This is a genomic window from Pseudonocardia sp. WMMC193 (genome assembly GCF_021728735.1).
In the GTDB taxonomy this organism is placed as follows: domain Bacteria; phylum Actinomycetota; class Actinomycetes; order Mycobacteriales; family Pseudonocardiaceae; genus Pseudonocardia; species Pseudonocardia oroxyli.
In genome coordinates, this window is the sequence record NZ_JAKKDO010000003.1 from 6668394 (window position 1) to 6693490 (window position 25097).

Sequence of the window (25097 nt, forward strand, 5' to 3'; positions counted from 1 at the left end):
GTGACCAACGTTCGATGTCCGGTCTCAGAGAGGTAGCGGAGTTGGGTCGAGCGAGCCGTCGCAAGCAGGAGCGCAGGCAGGCCTATGAGGCAAGAGGAGTCAACTACCGACAGAGCCGCAACGCCGATCGTGCGGAGAGATACGGACAAGGCGTCGCTGGGGACCTCGAATCCTTCGAGGCTGCTGCGGAGCGCGGAGTTGATTTCCTCGCTGCTGCGCTGATCTCGCGACACAACCGACGGATGATGCGAATCGGTCAAGTCGATGAGGAACTGCGCACGCGGGCGTACAAGATCGTAAACCAGCTGTACCTTGTAGGCCACGGTCTGCACAGAGCGGGAGTCGACCCCGAGAGGCCACCGATCTCGCTAGGTGGCAGCTGGCTAGACCATCTTGCTTGGGGTGTGGACAGCGTTATCGCAGCGATACGTCTTACGCTATGTGGCCAGTTCATCGGTGGAGCTCTTGTTGCCCGTACTCAGTTGGAGCGCTGGGCGCTCAACATCGAGTACAATGTACAGGCCCGGCGCGAGCAGGGAGAAACAACAGCGACGTATTTCGACCGAATCTGGACTGCGCACGATAAGCGGTTCGCCACTCCAGAAAAACTTAAGTCTGGGGACCGAGGACTGCGACAGAGACTACTTCCGGCTGGTGGTCGGCGAGTTAGTACTGGCGACGCATACGCTGAGGCATCCGAAATGCTCCATGGTCGCGGCGCCGGGGTCGATTCGGTCTTCTATGAAGCCAGCATGCTGCTCGATCCGGCGTACAGCGAGTACGGAATCTACGGTGGCCAGAAGGTGCTCGACCTGGCGGAGATTTGTAGTGAGCGCCTGTCGGTCTGTGTGGCCTCCTACTTCGCCGAGCGTGATGACATCGAGAGCGCGCAACGTGTCAGCACGTCGATCGGCTTCGTGCCCAATGCCGGAACCGACGGATACCCGCAACATGCCCTCTGGCCGTTCATGCCCGAGACGGCCTTGCGGGCAGATAAGGTCGAGATGCTTCGTCATGCTTTTGAGGCGATTGAGCAAGTCTGGCAAGGTCGACGGCCCGCGGGCCGCCTCTTCTATGACGACGAAATAGCCGTGTTGTTCTTCCAGCACAGACGATACGCGTCAGCTATGTTAGCGCAGCGTGCCTTCGAAATTGAAGCAGAGATGACCGGACCGCTCGATTACAGCATGCTTGAGGCACGATCCACGAGGCAGATCTTCTCAGCCGAGATTCTTGGCCTGCTTGGGCTGTGGCATCCGTCGTCCGAAGTCCGATCGGCTGCGGTGGTTGCTGGCTCCGGGCTCCGCTCAGCCCAGTGGCTCTGGCTCGAAGATGATGACCGTGCGATGGGCGTCCTGCGGGATGTCCTCGAATCCCTAGCGCGGATCCGGGCCCACTTGCGTAAGCCGGAGGCTGCAGTACGGCTGGAGGCGCGCGGTGCGTCGACAAGTCCGCGCGACTGGTTGAAATTGGCAGGCTGGAAGCGGCTTCAGCCGCTGAACTACGCGCTCGGCGACCTCTCGCACCTACAGCCTTCGTCGCATTGGGGCGGCTCTCGCGATCTCCTGGTCGCTTTGATGCCTCCCGGTACCGATCCGAAGCTTGCCCCGTACCGTGGTCGAGGAGCCACTCTCGAGGCGATCGTCAGCTTGGCTGGCCACACCGCCATCGAGGCAGTCGACGGGCTATCCCCAGGCCTGGGAGTGGTGATGCGTGAGTTGGCGGAGAAGGTGGGTCTCTTCGACAAGCAGAGAGAAGCAGCGGTCGAAGACTGGCTTGACCGCGCGTGGGACCACAGGCAGTTTGACTATGGCGGACCGACACTCGCGAGAGGTCCAGCTGCTCAGGACGATGTATTTGTGCCGTCGGCAGGCGCCGGTGAGTCAGACTGAAGTGCGTCACCCGCCAACCCACCAGCTGGCCTCTGCCTGCATGTCTATTTATCGCAGTGCGGCGTCGAGGAAGACTGCGGCGTCGGGGTGGAGTTCGCCGCGGCTTACGTAGGTGTCCTTGAGGAACTTCGCTTGGCCCATGAGGTCGGCCTTGGCGCGGTCGGTCAGGGTGATCTCGTCGTCGAGGATGGTGGCGTAGGTGCGGCGCCAGGTGTGGGGGGTCATCCACTCGAGGTCGACCTTGTCGCGGATCCTGCGGACGCTGCGGCGGACGTTGGCGGGCCACCGGTAGGTCGGGATGCCGTCGCGGCCTGCTGAGGCGAAGAGGGGCCAGGTGGGGTCGAAGAGTGGGTCGTGGCGGGCGCGGAGGCGGGTGACGATGAACTGGGTGAGTGGGACGACGCGGAGGGCCATGGCGCTCTTGCCGTCGTGGACGACGAGGCCTTTGCCCTTGATCGGGTAGACGTTTTGGCGGACTGCCACTACCGGGACTCGCTGGGCCTCGCCGGGGCCGACGATGCGGAGGCCGTCGAGGTCGAGGTCCATCCAGCGGACGGCGCAGATCTCGCCTACGCGCAGGCCGGAGCCGAGGGCGAAGCGAATGAGGTCGGGCATGTCTGCGCGGACGGCGACCTGGTCGGTATCGGTGAACTCCAAGAGCTGGCGGCGTTCCTCCACCGTGAGCCCGTGTGGAGGAGTGGCCTTGTGGCCACGGGATGTCTCGATGCGTTCGAGCTCGCGGACCGGGTTGGTCGGGATGACCTGGTTGAGGACGGCCTGCTGCATCACGCCGGAGACGATCGCGCGAATCATGCGGCGGGTGTTCGCAGCGTGGGCAGGCCGCTCCTCGTACGAACCGTCCCGGAGCTTCACCATCTTGCGGGCCGACTCGAGGTCGGCGAAGTAGGTGTCGAGGCGGGCGACGGTGCACTCGATGAGGCGGAGCTCGCCCAGCTTGGGGAGGACCTGCTTCTTGAGGCAGTTGGCGTACGTGTCGGCGGTGGAGTCGGCTCGGCGCTCCTGGATCTTCGCGAACCAGACCTCGGAGGCTTCGCGGAAGCGGGAGTGCGAGCCAAGCGCCATCGCCTGCGGCGCGCCGCTGCGCTCACGGAGAGCGTCCTGGATCGCCTTTTGCGCGGTGGCTTTCGTGGGCGCCCAGCGGGAGAGCTGGCGGGTGCGGCCGTCGAGGTCGCGGTATCGGCAGCGGGCGAGCCAGCGGCTGCCATCGCGGGTGACCTGGATCTCTCCATGCGAGCCGAGCTCAAGCGGAGGACGAGCCATCGCGTACCCCTCCCGGACGGGGTTTTCGTTGAGTTTCCGTTGAGTGGATCTCCGGGAAAAGCTAACAGGCCAGACCGACAACCGGTCTGACCTGCTAGTTTGCGTACACCGCCACGGACTTGAACCGTGAACCCGCTGATTAAGAGTCAGCTGCTCTGCCAATTGAGCTAGCGGTGCATGTGTTGAGTTGTTGTGCGGTGTCCCTTGCGCGACACCGGGATTCACTGTACCAGCGCTCCCGCGGGGTCGTGCGAGGGGGGTCCGCGGACCCCGGGTGAGTGACGGGACTTGAACCCGCGGCCCCCTGGACCACAACCAGGTGCTCTACCAGCTGAGCTACACCCACCATCGGTTCGCCGGGTTTCCCCGGCGGCCTCGTAGAGAGTACGTGATGCCCCGGGCCGGCTCTACGCCGGGGGTGCCACCGCGGCGGCGGCCGCCCTGGCCTCCTCGGACGTGGGGCCGGGGGGGTGGACGAACAGGGTGCGGCGGTAGTACTCGAGCTCCCGGATGGACTCGACGATGTCCGCGAGGGCGCGGTGCGCGAGGCCCTTCTCGGGCTTGGCGTAGAAGACCCGGGGGAACCAGCGGCGGGCGAGCTCCTTGACGGAGCTGACGTCGATCATGCGGTAGTGCAGGTGGGCGTCGAGCTCGGGCATGTCCCGGGCGATGAACCCGCGGTCGGTCGCGATGGAGTTCCCCGCGAGCGGCGCGGTCCCCGCCTCCGGCACGTGCGCGCGCACGTACTCCAGCACGAGGGCCTCGGCCTCCCGCACCGTCACCCGCGACGCCCGGATCTCCTCGGTGAGCCCGGACTTGCGGTGCATCTCCTCCACGACGGGGGGCATCGCGGCGAGCGCGGCCTCGTCGGCGTGGATGACGACGTCGACGCCGTCACCCAGCACGTTGAGGTCGCCGTCCGTGACCAGGACCGCGATCTCGACGAGCGCGTCCCGCTGGAGATCGAGACCTGTCATCTCGCAGTCGATCCACACCAACCGGTCGTTCATGGCTCGCAGCGTAAGCCTCCTGGTCTAGGCTCCGCCGTGTGGCTGAAGACACCACCGTGAACAGCGCCGCCCAGCAGATCGCCGCCGGCTACGCGACCGAGGGCGAGGCGCTGGAGCTCGGCACCGTCCTCGTCGACGGCAAGGTCGATCCCACCGCCAAGGTCCGGATCCCGTTCGCGACGTTGAACCGGCACGGCCTCGTGGCCGGGGCCACGGGTACCGGCAAGACCAAGACGTTGCAGGGGTTGGCCGAGCAGCTGTCGAACGCCGGCGTCCCCGTGCTGCTCGCGGACGTCAAGGGGGACCTCTCCGGGCTCTCGAAGCCCGGCGAGGACGGCCCGAAGATCCAGTCCCGGGCCGCGGACACCGGCGACGACTGGGTGGCGACGGGCTTCCCCGTCGAGTTCCTGAGCCTGGGCGGCGGCTCGAGCGCGATCCCGATCCGCGCCACGATCACCCAGTTCGGGCCCATCCTGCTGTCGAAGGTGCTGGACCTCAACGACACCCAGGAGTCCACGCTCGGGCTGATCTTCCACTTCGCGGACCAGCGCGGGCTCCCGCTGCTGGACACGAAGGACCTGCGGGCGGTCATCCAGCACCTGACGTCCGACGAGGGCAAGGCGGACCTGAAGGGCATCGGCGGGGTCTCGGCGGCCACCGCGGGCGTCATCCTGCGGGCCCTGGTCAACCTGGAGGCCCAGGGCGGCACGGAGTTCTTCGGCGAGCCGGAGTTCGAGCCCGCCGACCTGATCCGCCAGGTCGACGGCAAGGGTGTGGTCACGCTCGTCGAGCTGGCCGAGCAGGCGGCCAACCCGAAGCTGTTCTCCACCTTCCTGATGTGGCTGCTCGCGGAGCTCTACGAGGAGATGCCCGAGGCGGGCGACCTCGACAAGCCGAAGCTCGTCTTCTTCTTCGACGAGGCCCACCTGCTGTTCAACGACGCCTCGAAGGCCTTCCTGGAGCGCATCGAGCAGACCGTGAAGCTCATCCGCTCCAAGGGGATCGGGGTGTTCTTCTGCACGCAGCTGCCGACGGACGTCCCGAACGCGGTGCTGTCGCAGCTGGGCGCGCGGGTGCAGCACGCGTTGCGCGCCTTCACCCCCGAGGACCAGAAGGCGCTCACCAAGACGGTCAAGACCTACCCGACGTCCACGGTGTACGACCTCGAGGAGGCCCTCACGTCGCTGGGGACCGGCGAGGCGATCGTCACCGTCCTGTCGGAGCGGGGCGCGCCCACACCCGTCGCGTGGGCCCGGATGCGGGCGCCGCGGTCGTTGATGGCCGCGATCGGTGGTCCGGCGATCACGGAGGCGGCCAAGGCCTCGCCCCTGTACGCCAAGTACGGGACCACGGTCGACGGGGAGTCGGCCTACGAGATGCTGACCGCGCGCATGGCCCAGCAGCAGGCGCAGCAGGAGGCCGAGCAGGCCCCGCCGCCGCCTGTCCCGCAGGACACGCCGCCGCCCCCGCGTCGGGAGAAGGAGGAGCCCGGGCTGATCGAGAACATCCTCGGCTCGCCCGCGGCCAAGCAGTTCATGCGGTCGATGGCGGCCGGACTGGGCCGGGAGATCAGCCGGAGCCTCTTCGGGACCCGACGGCGTCGATGAGCCCGGCGGCGGTGGCGGGCGCGATGTCGAGGATCTCGTAGCCTCCCTCGCCCGCCGCCGTCACCGCCTCCAGGGTCACCACGCCCGCGCGCCGCTGGAACAGGCTCTGCCGGACCCGCCAGCCGACGATCCCGTTGCGCTGCAACGCCGTGGTGCGGCGGGAGAATCCGCCGAGCCTGCTCACCAGATGGTGCTCGGTGAGCGTGTGGCCGAGTGCGCGGTAGCGGTCCAGGGCCAGCAGGGCGGCGAGCGGGAGCAGGACCAGGGTCCACGGCCAGATCCAGGCCCGGGCCGGATCCTGGACGCCGAGCAGGATCGCGGCCGCCACGACAGCCGCCGCGGGCCCGAGCGCGCGGGTGAACCGGCGGCGCAGTGCCGCGTGCGGATGCGCCGTCAGTGCGGTGCGGGTGGGATCGGGAGCCTGCAGCGCGACGCCCGCGACCCGGTGCGCCTCGGCCCGCGGCACGGGCGGCTGCAGCACCCCGCCCTGCCGCTCGCGGCCCAGACCCGCGGCCAACGCCCTGGTCTGCGCCCCGCGACCCGCACGCAGCAGCAGCGGCTCGTGCACCCCTACCCCGCGGATCCGGTCCTCGGCGACCGACAGCGACCGGGACGTGAACAGCCCGCGCCGGACCCGCAGCGTGCCGTCCGGCTCGCGGGTCAGTCGGTAGCCCCACCAGCGCGCCACGAACAGCGCGCTCGAGCCGATGACCGCGAGCAGGAGCGCGGACACCACCAGCAGGGTCCAGCCGGTGCCGTTGAGCAGCCGGAACGCCGCGCCGCCGAGCTCGCGGGGCGTCACGCCCAGCTCGAGGAGCAGGTTGAAGGCCGCCGCGGCGATGGCCCCGAACCCGGCCAGCGAGGAGAAGGTGAGCGGGGCGAAGCGCAGCCAACGCCAGTCGAGCCGGGCGAGCTCGGTGGGTCCGGGTTCGGGATGCGGCTCGGCCGGGTCCTCCGACGGCGCGGCGCCGTGGCGCAGGAGCTCGCGACGCAGCAGCTCGGCCTCCGCACCGCTGACCGCGTCCAGGTTGAGGCCGGAGTGCTCGCCGCCGTGCTCGGCGGCCCGGACCACGACGACGTTGAGCCGGAAGGCCCGGTGCAGCAACGTCGCCGTCAGGTCGACGGTGCGGATGCGGTCGCGCGGCACGGAACGGCGCTGCCGTCGGATCCAGCCGCTGTGCAGCTCCACCCGCTCCGGGGTGATGCGGTACCTCGTGGTGCGCCAGCGGATCAGGCCGCCGACCACGACGAGCCCCGCGATGCCGAGCGAGATCCACACTCGCGTCGGATCACCCGAGCGGCCGGTGACCAGCACGATCAGCAGGAGCGGGACGAGCCGGATCAACGCGTGCACCGGCGCGACCACGATCATGCGCGGGTCGAGCCGACGCCAGTCGGTCACCGGGCCTTCACGTCGCATCGCCGGGGGTGGCCTGCGTCGTCTCGGTGAGCTGGCGTGCGAGCTCGCGGGCCTCCGCCGTGGCCAGGCCGCGGATGGCGACGGGGCCCCGCGCCGACGCCGTCGTCACGGTCACGCTGGCCAACCCCAGCAGCTGCTGCAGCGGGCCGTGCTCGGTGTCGACGGTCTGCACGCGGGAGATCGGCGCGATCCGCCACTCCCGCACCAGCCAGCCCGACAGCGTGTAGACGGCCTCGTCGGTGACCTCCCAGCGGTGGATCCGGAACAGGATCTCCGGCACGACGGCCGCGTACCCCAGCCCGACCACGACCGTCGCGATCAGCGTGGCCCACAACCACACCGGCCCGCCCAGCACGAGCGCCACCACCAGCTGGGGCAGGGCGACGACGGCCGCCACACCCAGTCCGCGCAGCCGCCACCACTGCCGGGCCCGCGGGTCCACGCGGTGCGCGGGCGGGCGGAGGGGGAGCGTGCTCTGCATGGGCTCATGCTGCCCGAGCAGTAGGGTCGGTGGACGTGCGCCCCCCGCGTCTGATCGCCCTCGACATCGACGGCACCACCGTCCACGCCCACCGGCCCCCGAGCGCCCGCGTCCTGGCCGCCGTCCGTGGGGTCTCCGCGCGGGCGCGGGTCATGTTGTGCACCGGGCGGACGGTGCTCGGTGTGGACCACGTCCTGGAGAGTCTCGGCCTGACGAGCGGGTTCACGGTCTGCTCGAACGGGGCGGTCGTGCTGGACACGGCCTCGCGGGCGGTGCTGCGCAGCGCCGCGATGGATCCGGCGCCGATGGTCGCCGCGGTCGGGTCGGCGCTGCCCGGCGCCGTCTTCGGCTGCGAGGAGACCGGTGTGGGACAACGGATCAGCGCCCCCTTCCCGGACGGGATCCTCGCGGGCCGGGTGCGCGTCGTGCCCGAGGCGGAGCTCCTGGGCACCCCCACGCCGAAGGTGATCGCCTACTGGCCCGGCCACACGCCCGACGACGTCGCGGCGGGCATGCGGGGAGTCGTGGTGCCCGGGGCGGAGTACACCCTGGACCACGAGATGCCCTGGGTGACGATGGTGCCGACCGGGGTGAGCAAGGCGTCGGCGCTGGCCGCGGTCGCGGCGGAACACGGCGTGGCGCAGGAGGACGTCCTCGCCGTCGGGGACGGCGACAACGACCGCGCCATGCTCCGCTGGGCGGGCACGGGCGTCGCCATGGGACAGGCCCCGGGCGCCGTCAAGGCCGACGCGGACGAGGTCACCGCGCCGGTGTGGGAAGACGGGCTGGCGCAGGTGTTGGAGCGGTTCCTGTAGGGGGCTGGATCAGGGGACGACGGGGCCGGTGCCCGTGCCGCCGCCGGTGCCGCCGCCCGTTCCGGTGCCGCCGCCGGTCCCGCCACCCGTGCCGCCGCCGGTGCCGCCGCCCGTTCCGGTGCCGCCGCCTGTGCCTCCGCCGGTGCCGCCGCCCGTTCCACCGCCCGTGCCGCCGCCGGTGCCGCCGCCCGTTCCGGTGCCGCCGCCGGTCCCGCCGCCCGTGCCTCCGCCAGTCCCACCGCCCCCGGTGCCTCCGCCGGCTTCGCCGCCACCGCCACCCACGGGGGTGGTGGGCTCCGTCGACACGACGGGCGGCGGCGCCGGCGCGACCGTCGTCGTCCTCGGCGCGACGGGGGTCGTGGTGCGGCGAGTGCGGGTGGTCGGGTCCGCCCGCTCGCTCTCCTCCGCCACCGGCGGCAGCGTGGCGACGGGGGCCTCGGTGGGGGGCGGGGCGATCGCGCTGGTGTCCACGCGGTTGGAGGCGCTGCCGACCGACGGGCCGTCCGGCCAGAAGGCCACGGCGCCGATCACCGCGAGGGCCGCGACGAGCCCGCCCGCGCCCACCACGAGCAGCGGGGAGCGGCTCCGGGGCCGGTCGGTGTCGTACTCGGCGTAGGAGTCGAACAGCCCGCCGGACGGCTCGGGCGCCGGAGCGAAGCGGGTGGCCTGCTCGTCCATGGGCAGGGCCTCGGTGCGGGCCTCCGGGTCGGGCCCGGCGGCGTAGTGCCCGTAGGACGGGTCCGCGTACGGGTCGTACTGCGTGGGCACCTCGGCCTGCACGTACGCCGTCGGAGCGCCCGGCCACCGGCCGGTGCCCGTCGGCGGGGTCGTGAACTCTCCGCTCTGCTGCACCATCTCTCCGTTCCCCGGGATCGCGCCGAGGGCACCCTCGGCCACGGCGTGTTCGGCCAGGGCGACCGCGGGCCGCCCCAGCTCGTCCGACAGTCGTGGGATGAGCCGCCCGGCTCCGCCGACCACCACCACGGCGGTCAGCGCCTCGGCGGCCACGCCCGCGGCCTCGGCGGCGCGCCGCACCGCGTCCACGCCGTCCGCGGACTCGTGGAGGCCGAGCAGCGAGAAGCCGCTGGCGTCCCGCTGCAGGACGGCGGCCTCGACCGGCCCGGTGTCCGCGTGGCAGACGGCGACGAGCGCGCCCGGGTGGAGCCGCTCGTCGGCGGCGTAGGCCACGGCGGCGGCCTGCGGCAGGGTCACCAGGGCTGCGGCGACACCCGCGTCCAGCAGGCCCGCGGCGACGATCTCGCGCTCGGCCTCGCGCCAGGCCGCCGGGTGGGCGACGACGATCCGCTCGGCCTCGCGGCCCTCGCGCGCGGCCGTCTCGTCCGCCACGTGCCGGACGACGGCCGCGACCGCCTCCGGTCGGTCGGCGACCAGCGCGCCGGGCGACAGGACCTCGGGGGGCCTGCCTGCGCGGCCGAGGGCGGCCGAGGTCCGCGAGGTGCCCACGACGACACCGAGCAGGTAGGGAGTCATCCTCACCGTTTCTGACGCGGCGCCGGGGAGCGGGGGAGCGGGGCGCCTGGTACGTCGGGTCCATCGACCCGAGTGCCCGCCACGTTAGCCATCGGGACGGGTGACCCGGACCTCGTGCGACGGGCGTGGCCGCACGAGCGGTGAGAGGTGGGGCTCGGCGTCGGACCGGAGTCAGAGCCGGTGCTGCAGCGCCTCCGCCGCGGCGAGCAGGTCCGCGGCCCAGCGGACGCCCGGTCGACGGCCGATCCGGTCGACCGGCCCGCTCACCGAGACCGCGGCCACGACCTGGCCCTGCGCGTCCCGCACCGGCGCCGACACGCTCGACACCCCCGACTCCCGCTCGGCGACGCTCTGCGCCCAGCCGCGCCGCCGGACGTCGACCAGCACGCGGTCGGTGAACGACGCCGCGCCCAGCACCGCCCGCTGGGTGGCGGGGTCGGCCCAGGCGGCCAGCACCTTCGCGCCGGAGCCCGCGGTCATCGGCAACCGCGTGCCGACGGGCACCGTGTCCCGCAGGCCCGCCGCGGGTTCGGCGGTGGCGATGCAGACCCGGTGCATGCCGTCTCTCCGGTAGAGCTGCACGCTCTCGCCGGTGATGTCCCGCAGCCGCGGCAGCACCGCGCCCGCGGCCTCCAGCAACGGGTCCGCGTGCCCGCCCGCCAGCTCGGCGAGCGTGGGCCCGGGCCGCCACCGGCCGTCGGACCCCCTGGCCAGCAGGCCGTGCACCTCCAGCCCGACGGCGAGGCGGTGCGCCGTGGCGCGCGGCAGGCCCGTGGCCTCGCACAGCTCGGAGAGCCCCATGGGCTCGTCCGCCGCCGCACGCAATACACCCACGGCCTTGTCGAGTACGCCGATGCCGCTAGACTGTCTCACGTCTCGATATCTTAGTCCCATATCCTGGGAAACCACCACCGAGACGCGCAGCTCACACGAAGGAGGCGGCAGCGGTGGCACGCACGCTGGCCGAGAAGGTCTGGGACCAGCACCTGGTCCGCAAGGGCGAGGACTCGGAACCCGACCTGCTCTACATCGACCTGCACCTCGTCCACGAGGTGACCAGCCCGCAGGCGTTCGACGGGCTCCGGCTCGCCGGTCGCCCCGTCCGCCGCCCGGACCTCACCCTCGCCACCGAGGACCACAACGTCCCCACGCTCGACGTGCTGGCCCCGATCGCCGACCCCGTCTCGCGCACTCAGGTGGAGACGCTGCGCAAGAACTGCGCGGAGTTCGGGGTGCGGCTGTACCCGATGAACCACGCGGAACAGGGCATCGTCCACGTCGTCGGGCCGCAGCTGGGGCTGACCCAGCCGGGCACCACGGTCGTCTGCGGCGACTCGCACACCTCCACGCACGGGGCGTTCGGCGCCATGGCGTTCGGCATCGGGACGTCCGAGGTGGAGCACGTGCTCGCCACGCAGACGTTGCCGCTCAAGCGGTTCAAGACCATGGCGATCAACGTCACCAGCAAGGACGGGCGGCTGCGGCCGGGCGTCACGAGCAAGGACGTCGTGCTCGCGATCATCGCGCAGATCGGCACCGGCGGCGGGCAGGGCTACGTGCTCGAGTACCGCGGCAACGTCATCGAGAACCTCTCGATGGAGGCGCGGATGACGATCTGCAACATGTCCATCGAGGCGGGCGCCCGCGCGGGCATGATCGCGCCGGACGAGACCACGTTCGCCTACCTGAAGGGCCGCGAGCACGCCCCGCAGGGCGCGCAGTGGGACGAGGCGGTCGAGGCCTGGCGCGAGCTGCGCACGGACGCGGACGCGGTGTTCGACGCCGAGGTGGACGTCGACGCGGACGCGTTGACCCCCTTCGTCACCTGGGGCACCAACCCCGGCCAGGGCCTGCCGCTGGGCGAGAACGTGCCCGATCCCGAGGCCATCGTGGACGAGAACGAGCGCGTCGCGGCCGAGAAGGCGTTGGCGTACATGGGGCTCGAGGCCGGTCAGCCGCTGCGGTCGGTCAAGGTCGACACCGTGTTCGTGGGCTCGTGCACCAACGGTCGCATCGAGGACCTGCGGGCCACCGCGGAGGTGCTCAACGGGCGCAAGGTCGCGGACGGCGTGCGCATGCTGGTGGTCCCCGGCTCGATGCGGGTGCGCTTCCAGGCCGAGGAGGAGGGCCTGGACAAGGTCTTCACCGACGCCGGGGCCGAGTGGCGTTCCGCGGGCTGTTCGATGTGTCTGGGCATGAACCCGGACCAGCTCGCACCCGGTGAGCGCAGCGCGTCCACCTCCAACCGCAACTTCGAGGGCCGCCAGGGCAAGGGCGGCCGCACCCACCTGGTGTCCCCGCTGGTCGCCGCGGCGACCGCGGTGCGCGGCACCCTGAGCAGCCCGGAGGACCTGGTCTGATGGAGAAGTTCTCGAGCCACACCGGGATCGGCGTGCCGCTGCGCCGGTCCAACGTGGACACCGACCAGATCATCCCCGCCGTCTTCCTGAAGCGGGTGACCCGCACCGGGTTCGAGGACGGGCTGTTCTCGGCCTGGCGCCAGGACTCGTCGTTCATCCTCAATCAGGAGCCCTTCACCCGGGGCTCGGTGCTGGTGGCGGGCCCGGACTTCGGCACCGGCTCGTCGCGCGAGCACGCGGTGTGGGCGTTGATGGACTACGGGTTCCGCGTCGTCGTGTCCGCGCGGTTCGCGGACATCTTCCGCGGCAACAGCGCCAAGGCGGGTCTGGTGGCGGCGCAGGTCGCACAGCCGGACGTCGAGCTGCTCTGGAAGCTGCTGGAGAACGAGCCCGGCACCGAGGTGACCGTGGACCTGCGCGAGAAGACCGTGCAGGCCAAGGACATCACCGTCCCGTTCGAGATCGACGACTACATCCGCTGGCGGTTGCTGGAGGGCCTGGACGACATCGGGCTCACCCTGCGCCACGAGGAGGCCATCACGGCCTTCGAGTCGCAGCGGCCCGCACACAAGCCGGTGACCGTCTGAAGACGCCCCTGACCAGGGAAAACGCCGTCCGTTCAGCTGAGCGGGCGGCGTTTGTCGTTGTGCCGCAAGGAGTTCGACCTGGCGCAACGGGTCCGGAGCCTCTACGGTGCGGGGCCATGAACAAGACGCAGCTGGTAGAGGCCCTGGCGGAGAAGCTCGGCGACAAGCGGACCGCAGCGTCCGCAGTGGACGGCGTGCTCGACATCATCACCGAGACGGTCGGTTCCGGGGGCTCGGTGACCCTCACCGGCTTCGGCGTGTTCGAGGCCAGGGCGCGCGCCGCACGCGTCGCGCGCAACCCGCGCACCGGTGAGACGGTTCCGGTCCCGGCGACCACCGTCCCGGCCTTCCGGCCCGGCACCGCGTTCAAGTCGACGGTCAGCGGCGGGGCCACGGCCGCGCCCGCCGCGAAGGCGCCCACCCGCCGGTCCACCACCTCGCGCACCACCACCACCACCACGCGCACCACCGCCGCCCGCCCGGCCGCCCGTGCCGCGCGTGCCACGAGCACCTTCTCCGAGGACGCCCCCGCCGCGCCCGCCAAGAAGGCGCCCGCGAAGAAGGCGCCCGCCAAGACCGCGGCGGCCAAGACCCCCGCCGCCAAGACGACGGCCGCCAAGACCACCGCGACCAAGACCACCGCGACCAAGACCGCGCCCAAGACCGCGACGAAGACCGCGGCCGCGGAGAAGCCCGCCGCCAAGAAGAGCACGGCGAAGAAGGCCGCCGCCCCCAAGAAGGCGGCCAAGAAGAAGTAGCGCCCTCCTCCGGAGGGTCAGGTCCGGCGCAGGTGGAAGCGCTGGATCTTCCCGCTGGGGGTCTTCGGGAGCTCCGACACGAAGTGGATCCGCCGCGGATAGACGTGGGCGGCGAGCGTTGATTTGACCGCCTGCTGCAGGGCGGCGACGAGGGCGTCGTCGGTGGTCGTGCCCGGCGCGGTCACCACGTGCGCCACGACGACCTCGCCGCGCAGCTCGTCCGGCTCTCCGACGACGGCGGCCTCGAGCACGGCCGGGTGGCTGAGCAGCGCGCTCTCCACCTCGAACGGGCCGATCCGGTAGCCCGCCATGAGGATGACGTCGTCGTCCCGCGAACCGAAGGTGAGGTAGCCGTCGGCGTCGACGGTGGCGACGTCTCCGGTCAGGTACCAGCGACCGTCCGCGCTGAAGCGCTCCGCCGTGCGCTCGGGGGCGTCCCGGTAGCCGGTGAACGCCATGTACGGGCTGTTCGGCACGTCGACCGCGACCCGGCCGAGCTCGCCGACCGGCGCGGGCTCGTCCACGTCGGACCGCAGGACGGTCACCGACCAGCCGGGCAGCGGACGTCCCATCGAGCCGGTCTTGATGTCGGCCAGCAGGTCCGGGTGCCAGGCGTTCGCCACGGTCATCCCCGTCTCGGTCTGTCCGTAGTGGTCGCGCACCGGCAGGCCGAGCTCCTTCTCGGCCCACTCGACGACCTCGGGGGTGAGCGGCTCGCCCGCCGAGGAGCAGTGCCGCAGCCGCAGCCCCGCGGGCGTCGGGGCGGGGTCGCTGCGCAGGGCGCGGTAGACCGTGGGGCCCGCGGCGAAGTTCGTGACGCCGAACTCGGCGAGGACCTGCCAGGTCAGCGCGGGGGAGAAGCCCGCGTGCAGGAGCAGGCTGCGGCGGCCGGTCGCCATCGGCGCGGTGATCGCGTAGTACAGCCCGTACGCCCAGCCGGGGTCGGCGGCGTTCCAGAAGACGTCCTCGTCGGTGTGGTCGAGGGCCAGCTCCTGGTAGGAGTGCAGCCCGGCCAGCGCGCGCAGGGGCACCGGCACCCCCTTGGGTGTGCCGGTGGTGCCCGAGGTGAAGAGCTCGATCAGCACGCCGTCGCCGCCGACGGCCACCGGCTCGGGAGCGTCGCCGTCCAGGTCGGCGAGCGCGCCGGTCGGGATGATCCGCGCGTCGGTGTCGATCTCGTCGAGCTTGGGCTGCTGCGACTCGTCGACCAGCACGACCTTGGTGCCGTTCCCGGTGATGCGCAACGCGATCGCGGGCGGCGCGAACGCCGTGAACAGCGGGACCTGGACGGCGCCGAGCCGCCAGATCGCCAGCAGGCCGATCACGAACTCGGCGGACTTGCCCATCAGCGTGGCGACGCGGTCGCCGCGGCCCACCCCGAGCGCCGCGAGCCCCGCCGCGACCCGCCCGGACGCCTCGTCGAGCTCGCCGTAGGTCAGGTCGCGGCTGGTGAGGTCCGGCTCGATCACGGTGAACGCCACCGCGTCCGCCGGGTGGCGACGGCAGAGCAGGTGCAGGGCGTTCGCGTCGGGGGCGCCGTAGGTGCGCACGAGTTCCTGGACGGTCATGGGGGTCCTTCCGCGGCTACGATGACTGCCGACAGGGTGCGCGACGGAGCCGTCGCGGAACACCCCCCGAGGAGGGGTCGATGCGCGACCTGGACGCACGGATGCGGCGCACGCTCGCCCGCGTCCGGGCGGCGAGCGGGGTGTCGCTCGCCTTCGGCGGCCCGGTGGCCGCGTCCGGTGCCGTGGGGCTGGAGCTGTTCGAGGGCCAGACCGTGGGCGCGCTCGCCGGGGTGGTGCTCGAGCCGGGGAAGGGGCTGGGCGGCAAGGCCGCCGAACTGCGCCGACTCCTCGTGGCGGACGACTACTTCGACACCCCGTTCACCACCAGCCGGTACAAGGCGTTGATCAAGGCGGAGGGCTTGCGGTCCATCGTGGCCGCGCCGGTGATCGTCGGACGGCGACCGGTCGGGGTGCTCTACGGCGCGGTACGTGACGGCGGGGTGCTCGGCGGGCGCGTCCAGGACACCCTGACGGCCGAGGCGCGCAGCCTCGAACAGGAGATCGTGGCGGCCTCGACGCGCCCCCAGCCCCTCGACGCGGCCGGTCTCGCCGAGCGGCTGCGTTCCGCCCACGCGGAGCTGCGGGTCCTGGCCCGCTCGGTGGAGGACCCACAGCTGCGCGCCCGGCTCGCCGAGGCCGCGGAGCGGTTGGTGGGGCCCGCGAGCGCCCCCGCCGTCGCGCTCACGCCGCGCGAGGTCGACGTCCTCGCGCTGGCGGGCACGGGACTGTCCAACGCGCAGATAGGCACGCTGCTCGGGCTTCGCGTGCACACCGTGAAGGGGTACCTGAAAGCCGCCACCGCCAAGCTCGGCGCCACCTCCCGCCTCGACGCCGTGGCCCGCGCGCGCCGCGCCGGAGTCCTGGTAGCGCTGCGCCTAGCCCGGCGTCGGGTAGTAGTCCGCCGACCGCAGGCCGCCGTCCGGGCCGGTGGTGAGGACCCAGGTGCTGGCCTTCTTGCTGGGCACGGGCTTCTCGACGGGGGAGGGGACACCGGAGGGGCGGGCGCCGGACTCCTCGAGGAGCTCGGCGACGACGTCCGGGATCACGCCGCCCTGGCTGCACAGGGCCGTGACCCCGGGGGTCGCCAGCAACGTGCGGAAGCGGTCCAGGCCGGCGGCCGGGTCCGCCCAGTAGCCCTCCTCGCCGAGCAGCGGCTCGGGGAGGATCGGCGCGGCGCCCGCGGCCGGGGCCAGGGTGTCGACGCAGCGGACCGGCGTCGCCGAGTGGAAGCGTTCGGGGCCGAACAGGCCCAGGAAGCCGACGAGGTGCTCGGCCTGGTGGCGGCCGTCCCCGGAGAGGGGGCGCAGGTCGTCGTCGCCGTCCCAGTTGTTCCGGCTGCCCGCCTTGGCGTGCCGGACGACGAGCAGGACCGTCGACGGCGGGGCGAACCGGTCCAGGACCTGCGCGTCGTGCGGGTAGGTCACCAGGCGGGCGGCCTCCGCCGGAGACACCCAACGCAGCTCGTCCACCTCGTCGTTCGGGACGAAGTCGACTTCTTCCAGCGCCTCGGCGGCCCAGTAGCGCACCAGCTTGCGGCCCTCGGGGACGGTGTAGCGGACGTCCCCGATGCGCCGGCCGAGCCGGGCCCGCAGGCCGGTCTCCTCCCAGGTCTCCCGGATCGCGCAGGCGGCGAGGGACTCGCCCCGCTCCAGCTTCCCCTTGGGGAGGGACCAGTCGTCGTAGCGGGGGCGATGGACCAGCGCGACGTGCTCGCCCCGCCACAACACCGTGCCCGCGGCGAGGACGTCCGCACCGAGGGCGGCGTGCAGGTCGGTCATTCGGCGTCGGTGGTCCGGGCGGAGTGGGCGATCATCAGCTCGGCCTGGTGGTCGCGGACCTTCTCCAGGTCCGTGCCGGTGGGCGGGGAGGGCTCCCAGCGGTCGTCCGTCAGCACCCAGCAGCGGGTGGTGGGGTCGAGCGCCGAGTCCATGATGTCCTTGAGCTGGCCCGCCAGCCGCGGGTCGGCCACCCGCAGCAGCACCTCGACCCGGCGGTCGAGGTTGCGGTGCATCATGTCCGCGCTGCCGATCCAGTACTCGTCCGCCGCGCCGAAGTGGAAGATGCGCGAGTGCTCCAGGTAGCGCCCGAGGATGGACCGCACGTGGATGTTCTCGCTGAGCCCCTCGACACCCGGGCGGATCGCGCAGATCCCGCGCACCACGACGTCCACGGGCACGCCCGCCTGCGACGCCCGGTACAGCGCGTCGATCACCTGCTCGTCCACCAGGGAGTTGACCTTGATCTGCACCCGCGCGTCCGGGGAGCCCTCCCGGTGCGCCGCGATCTCGTCCTCGATGCGCCGGACGATGCCGCGCCGCACGCCGTACGGCGCCACGAGCAGGCTGCGGTAGCTCGTCTGGCGGGAGTAGCCGGTGAGCGAGTTGAACAGGTCCGTGAGGTCCGCGCCGATGGTGGGGTCGGCGGTGAGCACGCCGACGTCCTCGTAGAGCCGTGCGGTCTTCGGGTTGTAGTTCCCCGTGCCGACGTGGCAGTAGCGGCGGATCGTGGAGCCCTCCTGGCGCACCACCAACGAGGTCTTGCAGTGCGTCTTCAGGCCGACCAGCCCGTACACGACGTGCACGCCCGCCTTCTCCAGCTCGCGCGCCCAGCGGATGTTGGCCTGCTCGTCGAACCGGGCCTTGATCTCGACCAGCGCGACGACCTGCTTGCCCGCGGCGGCGGCGTCGATCAGGGCGTCCACGATCGGCGAGTCGCCGGAGGTCCGGTACAGCGTCTGCTTGATCGCCAGGACGTTCGGGTCGGCGGCGGCCTGCTCGACGAAGCGCTGCACGCTCGTCGAGAAGGAGTCGTAGGGATGGTGGACCAGGACGTCCCCGTCCCGGAGGGTGGCGAAGATGCTCTTCGGCGTCTCGCGGTCGGCGAAGGCCGGGTGCGTCGCGGGCCGGAAGGGCTCGTCCTTGAGGTCGGGGCGGTCGGTGCCGTAGACCTCCCAGAGGCAGGTGAGGTCCAGCAGGCCGGGGACGGTGACGACGTCCCCGGGGTCGACGTCCAGCTCGCGGAGCAGCAGCTCCAGCACGTGCTCGGACATGGTGTCGACGACCTCGAGCCGCACGGGCGGGCCGAACCGGCGGCGGGCGAGCTCCCGCTCCAGGGCCTGCAGCAGGTCCTCGTCGCGGTCCTCCTCGACCTCGAGGTCCGCGTTGCGGGTGACGCGGAAGGCGTGCACCTCCGCGACCTCGAGGCCGGGGAACAGCTCGCCGAGGTGGGCGGCGATGAGATCCTCGATCGGCAGGAACGTGACGTCCCGGCCCGGCCTGCCGTCGTCGTCCTGTACTCGCACCAGGCGCGGGACGTTGTTCGGGACCTTGACGCGCGCGAAGCGCTCGGTGCGGGAGTCGGTGTCCCGCACCGTGACGGCGAGGTTCAGCGACAGCCCGGAGATGTACGGGAAGGGGTGCGCCGGGTCGACCGCCAGCGGGGTCAGGACGGGGAAGACCTGGGCGGCGAAGTAGTCGCTGAGCCTGCCGCGCTGGATCTCGGTGAGGTCCGACCAGCGGCGGATGTGGATGCCGTTGCGGTCCAGCTCGGGGCGCACCTCGTCGAGGAACACCCGCGCGTGGGCCTCGGAGACGGCCTGGGAGCGCTCGTGGATGCGGGCGAGCTGCTCGCGCGGGGAGAGCCCGTCCGCGCTGCGCACGGCCAGGCCCGTCTCGTCCCGGCGCTTCAGCCCGGCGACCCGGACCATGTAGAACTCGTCCAGGTTGCTGGCGAAGATCGCGAGGAACTTCGCCCGCTCGAGCAGCGGCTGGGAGGTGTCCTCGGCCAACGCGAGCACCCGGGCGTTGAAGTCCAGCCAGGAGAGCTCGCGGTTGAGGTAGCGGTCCTCCGGCAGCCCGCTCGGCGCGGCGACGGTGGTCGGCGCGGGCGGGGAGATCGGTGCGGCCCCGGGGCTGGGTGCGGAGGCGGCGGTCGGGGCGGTCGCGGTGCTGGCCTGGGTCGCCTCGGCCGGGTTGCCGGGCGCGGCGCGCTGCTCGGCCCCCGCCACGGTCGTGGCGGCGCTGGTCCGACGGCGGGTGGCGGGCCGCCGCGCCGGGGCGCGGCGCGTGGACTTGCGTGGTGGTGTCTGCTCTCCGCCCGTACTGCTCACCGGCGCAATTCTTCTACACCGCCCGTGTGCGGGACGGGGTGGGACTGCCGACATCCGGGTGAACAGTGGGTCACGGGGAGGTCTCGACCCGCCCGCACGCGCCGGTGCCCGAGGCGAGCCGGCTCGGCGTTGACCGCGACCCCGGACGTCGTCGGCCCTGCTCAGCGCACTGCGGTTCGGATCGGGGCTCGCGAAACGGCTCGGCTACGGCCGCGATCCACGCCGGTCACGATTCGGCGTTTTCGTTGTCCGCGTCCAGCCCGGTCCTCCCGGGTCACTCGGCGGCGGAAGGACCCTCACGCATGTTCCACCTCGGATGGTTCCTCGGCTCGGGCTTCGGCATCCAGCCCGGCCGCGGCACGTTCGACGGCCAGGCCTGGCGCGACTGGATGAAGCCCCGGCGGTACGTCGAGATGGCCGCCACGCTGGAGCGCGGCGGCTACGACTTCGTGTTCATCGAGGACACCGCGATGATCGAGGACACCTACGGCGGATCGGCCGCCTGGACCCTCGCCCACGGCGAGATGGCGCCCAAGAACGACCCGCTCCCGCTCGTCCCGCTGATGGCGGCGGGCTCGAAGCACATCGGGATCATCAACACGATGTCCACGATCCAGTACGCGCCGTACACGGCCGCCCGGCTGATGACGACCCTGGACCACCTGACCGACGGTCGTGCCGGGATCAACGTGGTGACCTCGGTGACCCACCGGGTCGCGCAGAACTTCGGCTACGACGCGCACCTCCCGCACGACGAGCGCTACGGGATGGCCGCCGAGTGGATGGAGGTGGTGACGCGGCTGTGGGACTCCTGGGAGCCCGGCGCCGTGGTCGGCGACCTCGACACCCCGATGTACGCGGACGCCGCCAAGGTCCACACCATCGACCACGCGGGGAAGTACTACAAGGTGCGCGGCCCGCTCAACACGATCCCCGGGCCGCAGGGTCGACCCGTCGTCGGGCAGGCCGGGAACTCGGTGCCCGGCCGCGAGCTCGCCGCGACCTACGCCGACACCATGCTGGCCATGGGGCACAGCGCGGAGCAGATGAAGGCCTTCCGCGAGGACATGCACGAGCGGATGATCGCCCACGGCCGCAAGCCGAGCGATCTCAAGATCATGTTCCTGGTGACCCCGATGCTCGGGGAGAGCGACGAGCACGCCCGCGACCGCGAGGCCCAGCGGGTCGCGGCCACCCGGGACCCGCACCACATCGAGCAGATCCTCTGGCAGCTGTCCTACATCAGCGGCGGCACCGTGGACTTCTCGACCTTCGACCTGGACGCCAGGATGCCGGACGTCCTCGGCAACGGCGAGCAGAGCTCGATGCGCCAGTACGTCGTGGGCAACGAGGACAAGACGCTGCGCGAGGTGGTGACCGGGGTCCGCCAGATCTCCGACCTCGGCCTGGTCGGGTCGCCGGACACGGTGGCGGCGAAGATGGGCGAGCTGATGGACGAGGTCGGCGGCGACGGCTTCCTGCTCTACCAGCCCCGCGCGCTCAACGCCCGCACCCTGTCGGAGTATGCGGACGGGCTCAGTCCGGCGCTGCGCAGGCGGGGACTGATCCGGGACGGCTTCGACGACGTCCCGTTCCGCGACAACCTGCTGGCCTTCTGATGGGCGCCCCCTTCCGACTCGGCTGGTTCGGCAACCTCACCGCCCCCGAGTGGCGGGACGGCTGGTCCACCGACGACGCGCTGACCTGGTCCGACGGCCGGTTCTACGTGGAGATGGTGCAGGCCATGGAGCGCGCGGGCTTCGACTTCATGATGCTCGAGGACTCGCTGATGGTCTCCGACATCTACGCCGGGACCGCCGAGCTCGAGCTCAAGCACGCCGTCTACGCCCCCAAGCTCGACCCGGTGCCGGTGATCTCGATGCTGGCCTACGCCACCGAGCACATCGGGATCGTGGGCACGGCCTCCACCACCTTCTACCCGCCGTACCTGCTGGCCAGGGCCTTCTCGACGCTGGACCACGTGACCCGTGGCCGGGTCGGCTGGAACGTCGTGACCTCCAGCGAGGACCGCGCGGCCCAGAACTTCGGGATGGAGAAGATCCCCGAGCACGACCGGCGCTACGACGTGGCGGGGGAGTTCGTCGACGTCGTGCGGAAGCTGTGGGACTCGTGGGCGCCGGACGCCATCGTCGCGGACCCCGTGACCGGCTACTACGCCGACCACACCAAGGTCGCGCCCATCCACCACGAGGGCGAGTTCTTCACCGTGCGCGGGCCGCTGAACACCCCGCGGGGGCCGCAGGGCCGCCCGGTGGTGTGTCAGGCGGGCGCCTCGCCGAAGGGACGCGAGTTCGCGGCGAAGAACGCGGACATGCTGCTCACCATCCCCAACGGGTTGGACGGCATGAAGGAGTACCGGGACGACATCCGCGCCCGTGCCGCCGCGCACGGCCGCGACCCGGACGAGATCAAGGTGTTCTTCGTGGTCGAGCCCGTGGTCGGGCGGACGGACGCCGAGGCGTGGGCCAAGCACGAGGAGTACCTCGGCCACGCCCAGCGCAACTACGAGTTCCAGATGGTCAACTTCGCGGCGACGATGGAGATCGACTTCTCGGTGTTCGACCCGGACCTGCCCATCCCCGAGGACGTCACCACCAACGGGCACCAGGGCCAGTTCGCGATCTGGAAGGAGGCCTTCGGCGGCAAGCCGATCAAGGAGGCCGCCGGCGCCATGCGGATCGGCAGCATCGAGCTCGTCGGCAGCCCGGCCACCATCGCGGACCGGATGGAGGAGGCGATGGAGCACGTCGGCGGGGACGGCTTCATGTTCCTCTCCCAGCCCCCGAGCCGCGCCTACATCGCGGACATCACCGAGGGGCTCTGCCCCGAGCTCCAGCGCCGCGGCCTCATCCGGACGGGCTTCAGCCACGCCACCTTCCGGGAGAACCTGCGCTCGTTCTGAGCGAATTCCCGGCGTTTTTCCGGCCTGCGCCGACGTCGTCGCAGGTCAGTGGGCTCGTGTCCCGAGTGACGGACTGCGAAATCGACTGGCTACCACTCCGACCTCCCGACGACACCCCACCCGGTTTTGCTTCTCCAGGACAGAAAGGACGCGCACCATGGCTGCATCGCCGTTTCGGCTCGGTTGGTTCGGCAACCTCACCACGCCCGAGTGGCGGACCGGTTGGTCGAACGACGCCCTGAGCTGGACCGACGCGCGCTACTACGTCGACATGGTCCGGGACATGGAGCGGGCGGGGTTCGACTTCATGATGCTCGAGGACTCGCTGATGGTCTCCGACATCTACGCCGGGACCGCCGAGCTCGAGCTCAAGCACGCGATGTACGCGCCGAAGCTCGACCCGGTGCCGGTGATCTCGATGCTGGCCTACGCCACCGAGCACATCGGGATCGTGGGCACGGCCTCCACCACCTTCTATCCGCCGTACCTGCTGGCCAGGACCTTCTCGACACTCGACCACGTGACCCGCGGCCGGGTCGGCTGGAACATCGTGACCTCCAGCGAGGACCGCGCCGCGCAGAACTTCGGCATGGACAAGCTCCCCGAGCACGACCTCCGCTACGAGATCGCGGAGGAGTTCGTCGAGGTGGTCACGGCGCTGTGGGACTCCTGGGCGCCGGACGCGATCGTCGCCGACCCGATCAGCGGCTACTACGCCGACCACACCAAGGTCGCGCCGATCCACCACAAGGGCAAGCACTTCTCGGTCCGGGGTCCGCTGAACACCCCGCGCAGCCCCCAGGGGCGACCGGTGATCTGCCAGGCCGGGGCGTCGCCCCGCGGCCGGGACTTCGCCGCCAAGAACGCCGACATGCTGCTGTGCATCCCGAACGGGCTCGACGGGATGAAGGAGTACCGGGACGACATCCGCGCCCGCGCCGCCGCCCACGGCCGGGACCCGGACGAGATCAAGGTGTTCTTCGTGGTGGCGCCGATCATCGGCCGCACGATGGAGGAGGCCCAGGCCAAGGAGGCCGCCTTCCGCGCGGACAAGCAGCGCAACTTCGAGAAGCAGATGGTGCACTTCGGGGCGATCATGGAGATCGACTTCTCGGTGCTGGACCCGGACCTGCCCATCCCGGACGACGTGACGACCAACGGCCACCAGGGCACCTTCGAGGGCTGGAAGCAGGCCTTCGGCGGCCGCACCATCAAGGACGCCGCCAGCGACATGCGCGTGGCGAGCATGCCGCTGGTCGGCACCCCGGACCACATCGCCGACGAGATGGACAAGGCGATGGAGCACGTCGGCGGCGACGGGTTCATGTTCCTCGCCCAGCCCACGAGCCGGGAGTACATCCGCGAGATCACCGAGGGCCTGTGCCCGGCGCTGCGCCGCCGCGGCCTGATCCGCACCGGGTTCGCCCACGAGCACTTCCGCGACAACATGAGGAGCTTCGACTGATGTTCCGCCTCGGATGGTTCCTGGGCAACGGCTTCGGCATGCAGCCCTGGTTCGGCGACTGGGCGGGCCGGTCCATGACGGAGTGGACGCAGCCCGGGCTCTACGTCGACCTGACGACCTCGCTGGAACGCGCGGGCTTCGACCTGCTCTTCATCGAGGACACCTCGATGGTCGAGGACACCTACGGCGGCTCCGCGGAGACCACGCTCAAGTACGGGCTGATGGCGCCCAAGAACGATCCCGTGCCGCTGGTGCCGCTGCTCGCCGCGGCGACCGAGCACATCGGCATCGCGGTGACGATGTCCACCATCCAGTACCCGCCCTTCCTGGCCGCGCGCTCGATGGTCACGCTCGACCACCTGACGAAGGGCCGCGCGGGGGTCAACGTCGTCACCTCGGTGACCCACCGCGTCGCCCAGAACTTCGGCTACGACCAGCACTTCGACCACGCCGAGCGCTACGCGATGGCCGAGGAGTGGATGGACTGCGTCAGCGCGCTCTGGGAGTCCTGGGGGCCCGACGCGCTGGTGCACGACCAGGTCACCCCGCGCTACGCCGACCACACGAAGGTCACCCCGATCGACTTCGTCGGCCGGTACTTCAAGGTCCGGGGCCCGCTGAACACCATCCCGGGCCCGCAGCGGCGCCCGGTCGTGGCCCAGGCGGGCAACTCCACCCCGGGGCGCGAGCTGGCCGCCCGCAACGCCGACACCATGCTCGCCCTGGCGAAGACGCCCGCCGAGATGAAGGCGCTGCGCCAGGACATGGACGAGCGCCTGATCCGCCACGGCCGCAAGCCGGAGGACCTCAAGATCCTGTTCATGGCGGTGCCCTTCCTGGGGGACACCGACCGGGACGCCCAGGAGCGCTTCGACCGCCACCACGCGCGGAAGAAGGACCCGAACAGCATCGAGCAGCGGCTCTGGTACCTGTCCTACGTCTCCGGCGGGGTCGTGGACTACAAGAAGTACGACCTCGACGGGCCGGTGCCCCAGGAGGTCGGCAACGGCGAGACCACCACGGCCAAGGCCTGGCTCGAGGGCTCCCGGGACATCACGCTGCGCGACCTGGCCGAGGGGCCGGGCAACTACGGCATGGAGTTCGTCGGGTCGTCGGAGACCATGGCGGGCCAGATGGCCGAGGCCATGGAGGAGGCGGGCGGCGACGGCTTCCTGCTCTACCCCGAGGTCACCCGGCGGTCGATCATGGAGGTCTGCGACGGCCTCGCGCCCGCCCTGCGCCGCCGCGGCGTGATCCGCGACGGCTACTCCCACAAGACCTTCCGCGAGAACCTGCTCTCCTTCTAGCTCTGTCGAGTGGGCAGCGCCGCC

Annotated in this window: 19 protein-coding genes, 2 tRNA genes and 1 pseudogene; 11 read left to right on the forward strand and 11 right to left on the reverse strand. The window is 71.4% G+C overall.

The window, feature by feature from the left end; translation table 11 throughout:
- Nucleotides 1-752 precede the first annotated feature (752 nt).
- Nucleotides 753-1892, forward strand: a complete 1140-nt coding sequence (locus tag L3X23_RS34020) for a hypothetical protein (protein ID WP_237197761.1) — start codon at nucleotides 753-755, stop codon at nucleotides 1890-1892.
- 48 nt (nucleotides 1893-1940) lie between these two features.
- Here L3X23_RS34020 and L3X23_RS34025 read toward each other — a convergent pair whose 3' ends face one another.
- From L3X23_RS34025 to orn, 4 genes are all read right to left on the reverse strand, one after another.
- Nucleotides 1941-3173, reverse strand: coding sequence for a tyrosine-type recombinase/integrase (locus tag L3X23_RS34025; protein WP_237197763.1), 1233 nt, complete (start codon nucleotides 3171-3173; stop codon nucleotides 1941-1943).
- A 104-nt stretch (nucleotides 3174-3277) separates the two neighbouring features.
- Nucleotides 3278-3350, reverse strand: a tRNA-Lys gene (locus L3X23_RS34030).
- Between the two features lie 96 nt (nucleotides 3351-3446).
- A tRNA-His gene (locus L3X23_RS34035) sits at nucleotides 3447-3519 on the reverse strand.
- A gap of 61 nt (nucleotides 3520-3580) precedes the next feature.
- Complete coding sequence (gene orn, locus L3X23_RS34040) at nucleotides 3581-4183, reverse strand: oligoribonuclease (protein ID WP_237197765.1); 603 nt, start codon at nucleotides 4181-4183, stop codon at nucleotides 3581-3583.
- Nucleotides 4184-4221: 38 nt separating this feature from the next.
- On the opposite strand from orn, the gene L3X23_RS34045 reads away from it, so the two are divergent.
- The gene (locus L3X23_RS34045) at nucleotides 4222-5790 is read left to right on the forward strand and encodes a helicase HerA-like domain-containing protein (RefSeq protein WP_237197767.1); all 1569 of its coding nucleotides are present in this window, start codon (nucleotides 4222-4224) and stop codon (nucleotides 5788-5790) included.
- Here L3X23_RS34045 and L3X23_RS34050 read toward each other — a convergent pair.
- Nucleotides 5753-7192: a PH domain-containing protein gene (locus L3X23_RS34050; RefSeq protein WP_237197769.1), complete on the reverse strand. Its 1440-nt coding sequence runs from the start codon at nucleotides 7190-7192 to the stop codon at nucleotides 5753-5755. The two genes, L3X23_RS34045 and L3X23_RS34050, sit on opposite strands and share 38 nt — an antisense overlap.
- 7 nt (nucleotides 7193-7199) lie before the next feature.
- A complete protein-coding gene (locus L3X23_RS34055) occupies nucleotides 7200-7691 on the reverse strand; it encodes a PH domain-containing protein (RefSeq protein ID WP_237197772.1) in 492 nt (163 codons plus the stop codon).
- Nucleotides 7692-7726: 35 nt separating this feature from the next.
- Here L3X23_RS34055 and L3X23_RS34060 point away from each other — a divergent pair, with 35 nt between their 5' ends.
- Entirely contained in the window at nucleotides 7727-8506 is a 780-nt protein-coding gene (locus L3X23_RS34060) for an HAD family hydrolase (RefSeq protein WP_237197774.1), read from the forward strand.
- A gap of 9 nt (nucleotides 8507-8515) precedes the next feature.
- Here the strand turns inward: L3X23_RS34060 and L3X23_RS34065 are convergent, their stop codons facing one another.
- Both L3X23_RS34065 and L3X23_RS34070 read right to left on the reverse strand, forming a co-directional pair.
- Entirely contained in the window at nucleotides 8516-9997 is a 1482-nt protein-coding gene (locus tag L3X23_RS34065; RefSeq protein ID WP_237197776.1) for a hypothetical protein, read from the reverse strand.
- Nucleotides 9998-10168: 171 nt separating this feature from the next.
- Nucleotides 10169-10870, reverse strand: a complete 702-nt coding sequence (locus tag L3X23_RS34070) for an IclR family transcriptional regulator (RefSeq protein ID WP_308116978.1) — start codon at nucleotides 10868-10870, stop codon at nucleotides 10169-10171.
- A gap of 74 nt (nucleotides 10871-10944) precedes the next feature.
- Here L3X23_RS34070 and leuC point away from each other — a divergent pair, with 74 nt between their 5' ends.
- The 3 genes from leuC to L3X23_RS34085 all read left to right on the forward strand — a co-directional run bounded on the left by leuC (nucleotide 10945) and on the right by L3X23_RS34085 (nucleotide 13702).
- Nucleotides 10945-12357, forward strand: coding sequence for a 3-isopropylmalate dehydratase large subunit (gene leuC / locus L3X23_RS34075; protein ID WP_237197777.1), 1413 nt, complete (start codon nucleotides 10945-10947; stop codon nucleotides 12355-12357).
- Nucleotides 12357-12944, forward strand: coding sequence for a 3-isopropylmalate dehydratase small subunit (gene leuD / locus L3X23_RS34080; RefSeq protein ID WP_093089020.1), 588 nt, complete (start codon nucleotides 12357-12359; stop codon nucleotides 12942-12944). The genes leuC and leuD overlap by 1 nt, the downstream gene beginning before the upstream one ends.
- 116 nt (nucleotides 12945-13060) lie before the next feature.
- Nucleotides 13061-13702, forward strand: coding sequence for an HU family DNA-binding protein (locus L3X23_RS34085; RefSeq protein WP_237197779.1), 642 nt, complete (start codon nucleotides 13061-13063; stop codon nucleotides 13700-13702).
- Between the two features lie 17 nt (nucleotides 13703-13719).
- Here L3X23_RS34085 and L3X23_RS34090 read toward each other — a convergent pair whose 3' ends face one another.
- Nucleotides 13720-15270: an AMP-binding protein gene (locus tag L3X23_RS34090; protein WP_237197781.1), complete on the reverse strand. Its 1551-nt coding sequence runs from the start codon at nucleotides 15268-15270 to the stop codon at nucleotides 13720-13722.
- Nucleotides 15271-15350: 80 nt separating this feature from the next.
- Between L3X23_RS34090 and L3X23_RS36730 the strand changes: the two are divergent.
- Nucleotides 15351-16097 (forward strand): annotated as a pseudogene (locus L3X23_RS36730) (LuxR C-terminal-related transcriptional regulator); the annotation flags it as partial.
- A gap of 48 nt (nucleotides 16098-16145) precedes the next feature.
- On the opposite strand, the gene L3X23_RS34095 reads toward L3X23_RS36730, so the two are convergent.
- Together L3X23_RS34095 and L3X23_RS34100 are read right to left on the reverse strand one after the other, a co-directional pair.
- Complete coding sequence (locus L3X23_RS34095) at nucleotides 16146-17048, reverse strand: NUDIX hydrolase (protein ID WP_237197783.1); 903 nt, start codon at nucleotides 17046-17048, stop codon at nucleotides 16146-16148.
- Nucleotides 17045-19387: an RNA degradosome polyphosphate kinase gene (locus L3X23_RS34100; protein ID WP_374205017.1), complete on the reverse strand. Its 2343-nt coding sequence runs from the start codon at nucleotides 19385-19387 to the stop codon at nucleotides 17045-17047. Before L3X23_RS34100 ends, L3X23_RS34095 begins: the two co-directional genes overlap by 4 nt.
- Before the next feature lie 293 nt (nucleotides 19388-19680).
- Between L3X23_RS34100 and L3X23_RS34105 the strand changes: the two genes are divergently transcribed.
- The 4 genes from L3X23_RS34105 (at nucleotide 19681) to L3X23_RS34120 (ending at nucleotide 25073) form a co-directional block, all read left to right on the forward strand.
- Nucleotides 19681-20997: an NtaA/DmoA family FMN-dependent monooxygenase gene (locus tag L3X23_RS34105; RefSeq protein ID WP_237197786.1), complete on the forward strand. Its 1317-nt coding sequence runs from the start codon at nucleotides 19681-19683 to the stop codon at nucleotides 20995-20997.
- Nucleotides 20997-22301, forward strand: coding sequence for an NtaA/DmoA family FMN-dependent monooxygenase (locus L3X23_RS34110; protein WP_176921513.1), 1305 nt, complete (start codon nucleotides 20997-20999; stop codon nucleotides 22299-22301). The genes L3X23_RS34105 and L3X23_RS34110 overlap by 1 nt, the downstream gene beginning before the upstream one ends.
- A gap of 157 nt (nucleotides 22302-22458) precedes the next feature.
- Entirely contained in the window at nucleotides 22459-23766 is a 1308-nt protein-coding gene (locus L3X23_RS34115; RefSeq protein WP_237197788.1) for an NtaA/DmoA family FMN-dependent monooxygenase, read from the forward strand.
- Nucleotides 23766-25073 carry an NtaA/DmoA family FMN-dependent monooxygenase gene (locus L3X23_RS34120; protein WP_093089013.1) on the forward strand — a complete coding sequence of 436 codons (1308 nt, stop codon included), beginning with the start codon at nucleotides 23766-23768 and terminating at the stop codon, nucleotides 25071-25073. The genes L3X23_RS34115 and L3X23_RS34120 overlap by 1 nt, the downstream gene beginning before the upstream one ends.
- Nucleotides 25074-25097 lie beyond the last annotated feature (24 nt).

What these genes read in the sequence shown, in the direction of transcription:
- L3X23_RS34115 (WP_237197788.1), top strand. Translation starts at nt 22,459, where the DNA reads ATGGCTGCATCGCCGTTTCGGCTCGGTTGGTTCGGCAACCTCACCACG.
- L3X23_RS34025 (WP_237197763.1), bottom strand. Translation starts at nt 3,173, where the DNA reads ATGGCTCGTCCTCCGCTTGAGCTCGGCTCGCATGGAGAGATCCAGGTC.
- L3X23_RS34110 (WP_176921513.1), top strand. Translation starts at nt 20,997, where the DNA reads ATGGGCGCCCCCTTCCGACTCGGCTGGTTCGGCAACCTCACCGCCCCC.
- L3X23_RS34085 (WP_237197779.1), top strand. Translation starts at nt 13,061, where the DNA reads ATGAACAAGACGCAGCTGGTAGAGGCCCTGGCGGAGAAGCTCGGCGAC.
- L3X23_RS34065 (WP_237197776.1), bottom strand. Translation starts at nt 9,997, where the DNA reads ATGACTCCCTACCTGCTCGGTGTCGTCGTGGGCACCTCGCGGACCTCG.
- leuD (WP_093089020.1), top strand. Translation starts at nt 12,357, where the DNA reads ATGGAGAAGTTCTCGAGCCACACCGGGATCGGCGTGCCGCTGCGCCGG.
- L3X23_RS34055 (WP_237197772.1), bottom strand. Translation starts at nt 7,691, where the DNA reads ATGCAGAGCACGCTCCCCCTCCGCCCGCCCGCGCACCGCGTGGACCCG.
- L3X23_RS34090 (WP_237197781.1), bottom strand. Translation starts at nt 15,270, where the DNA reads ATGACCGTCCAGGAACTCGTGCGCACCTACGGCGCCCCCGACGCGAAC.
- L3X23_RS34120 (WP_093089013.1), top strand. Translation starts at nt 23,766, where the DNA reads ATGTTCCGCCTCGGATGGTTCCTGGGCAACGGCTTCGGCATGCAGCCC.
- L3X23_RS34020 (WP_237197761.1), top strand. Translation starts at nt 753, where the DNA reads ATGCTGCTCGATCCGGCGTACAGCGAGTACGGAATCTACGGTGGCCAG.
- L3X23_RS34105 (WP_237197786.1), top strand. Translation starts at nt 19,681, where the DNA reads ATGTTCCACCTCGGATGGTTCCTCGGCTCGGGCTTCGGCATCCAGCCC.
- orn (WP_237197765.1), bottom strand. Translation starts at nt 4,183, where the DNA reads ATGAACGACCGGTTGGTGTGGATCGACTGCGAGATGACAGGTCTCGAT.
- L3X23_RS34095 (WP_237197783.1), bottom strand. Translation starts at nt 17,048, where the DNA reads ATGACCGACCTGCACGCCGCCCTCGGTGCGGACGTCCTCGCCGCGGGC.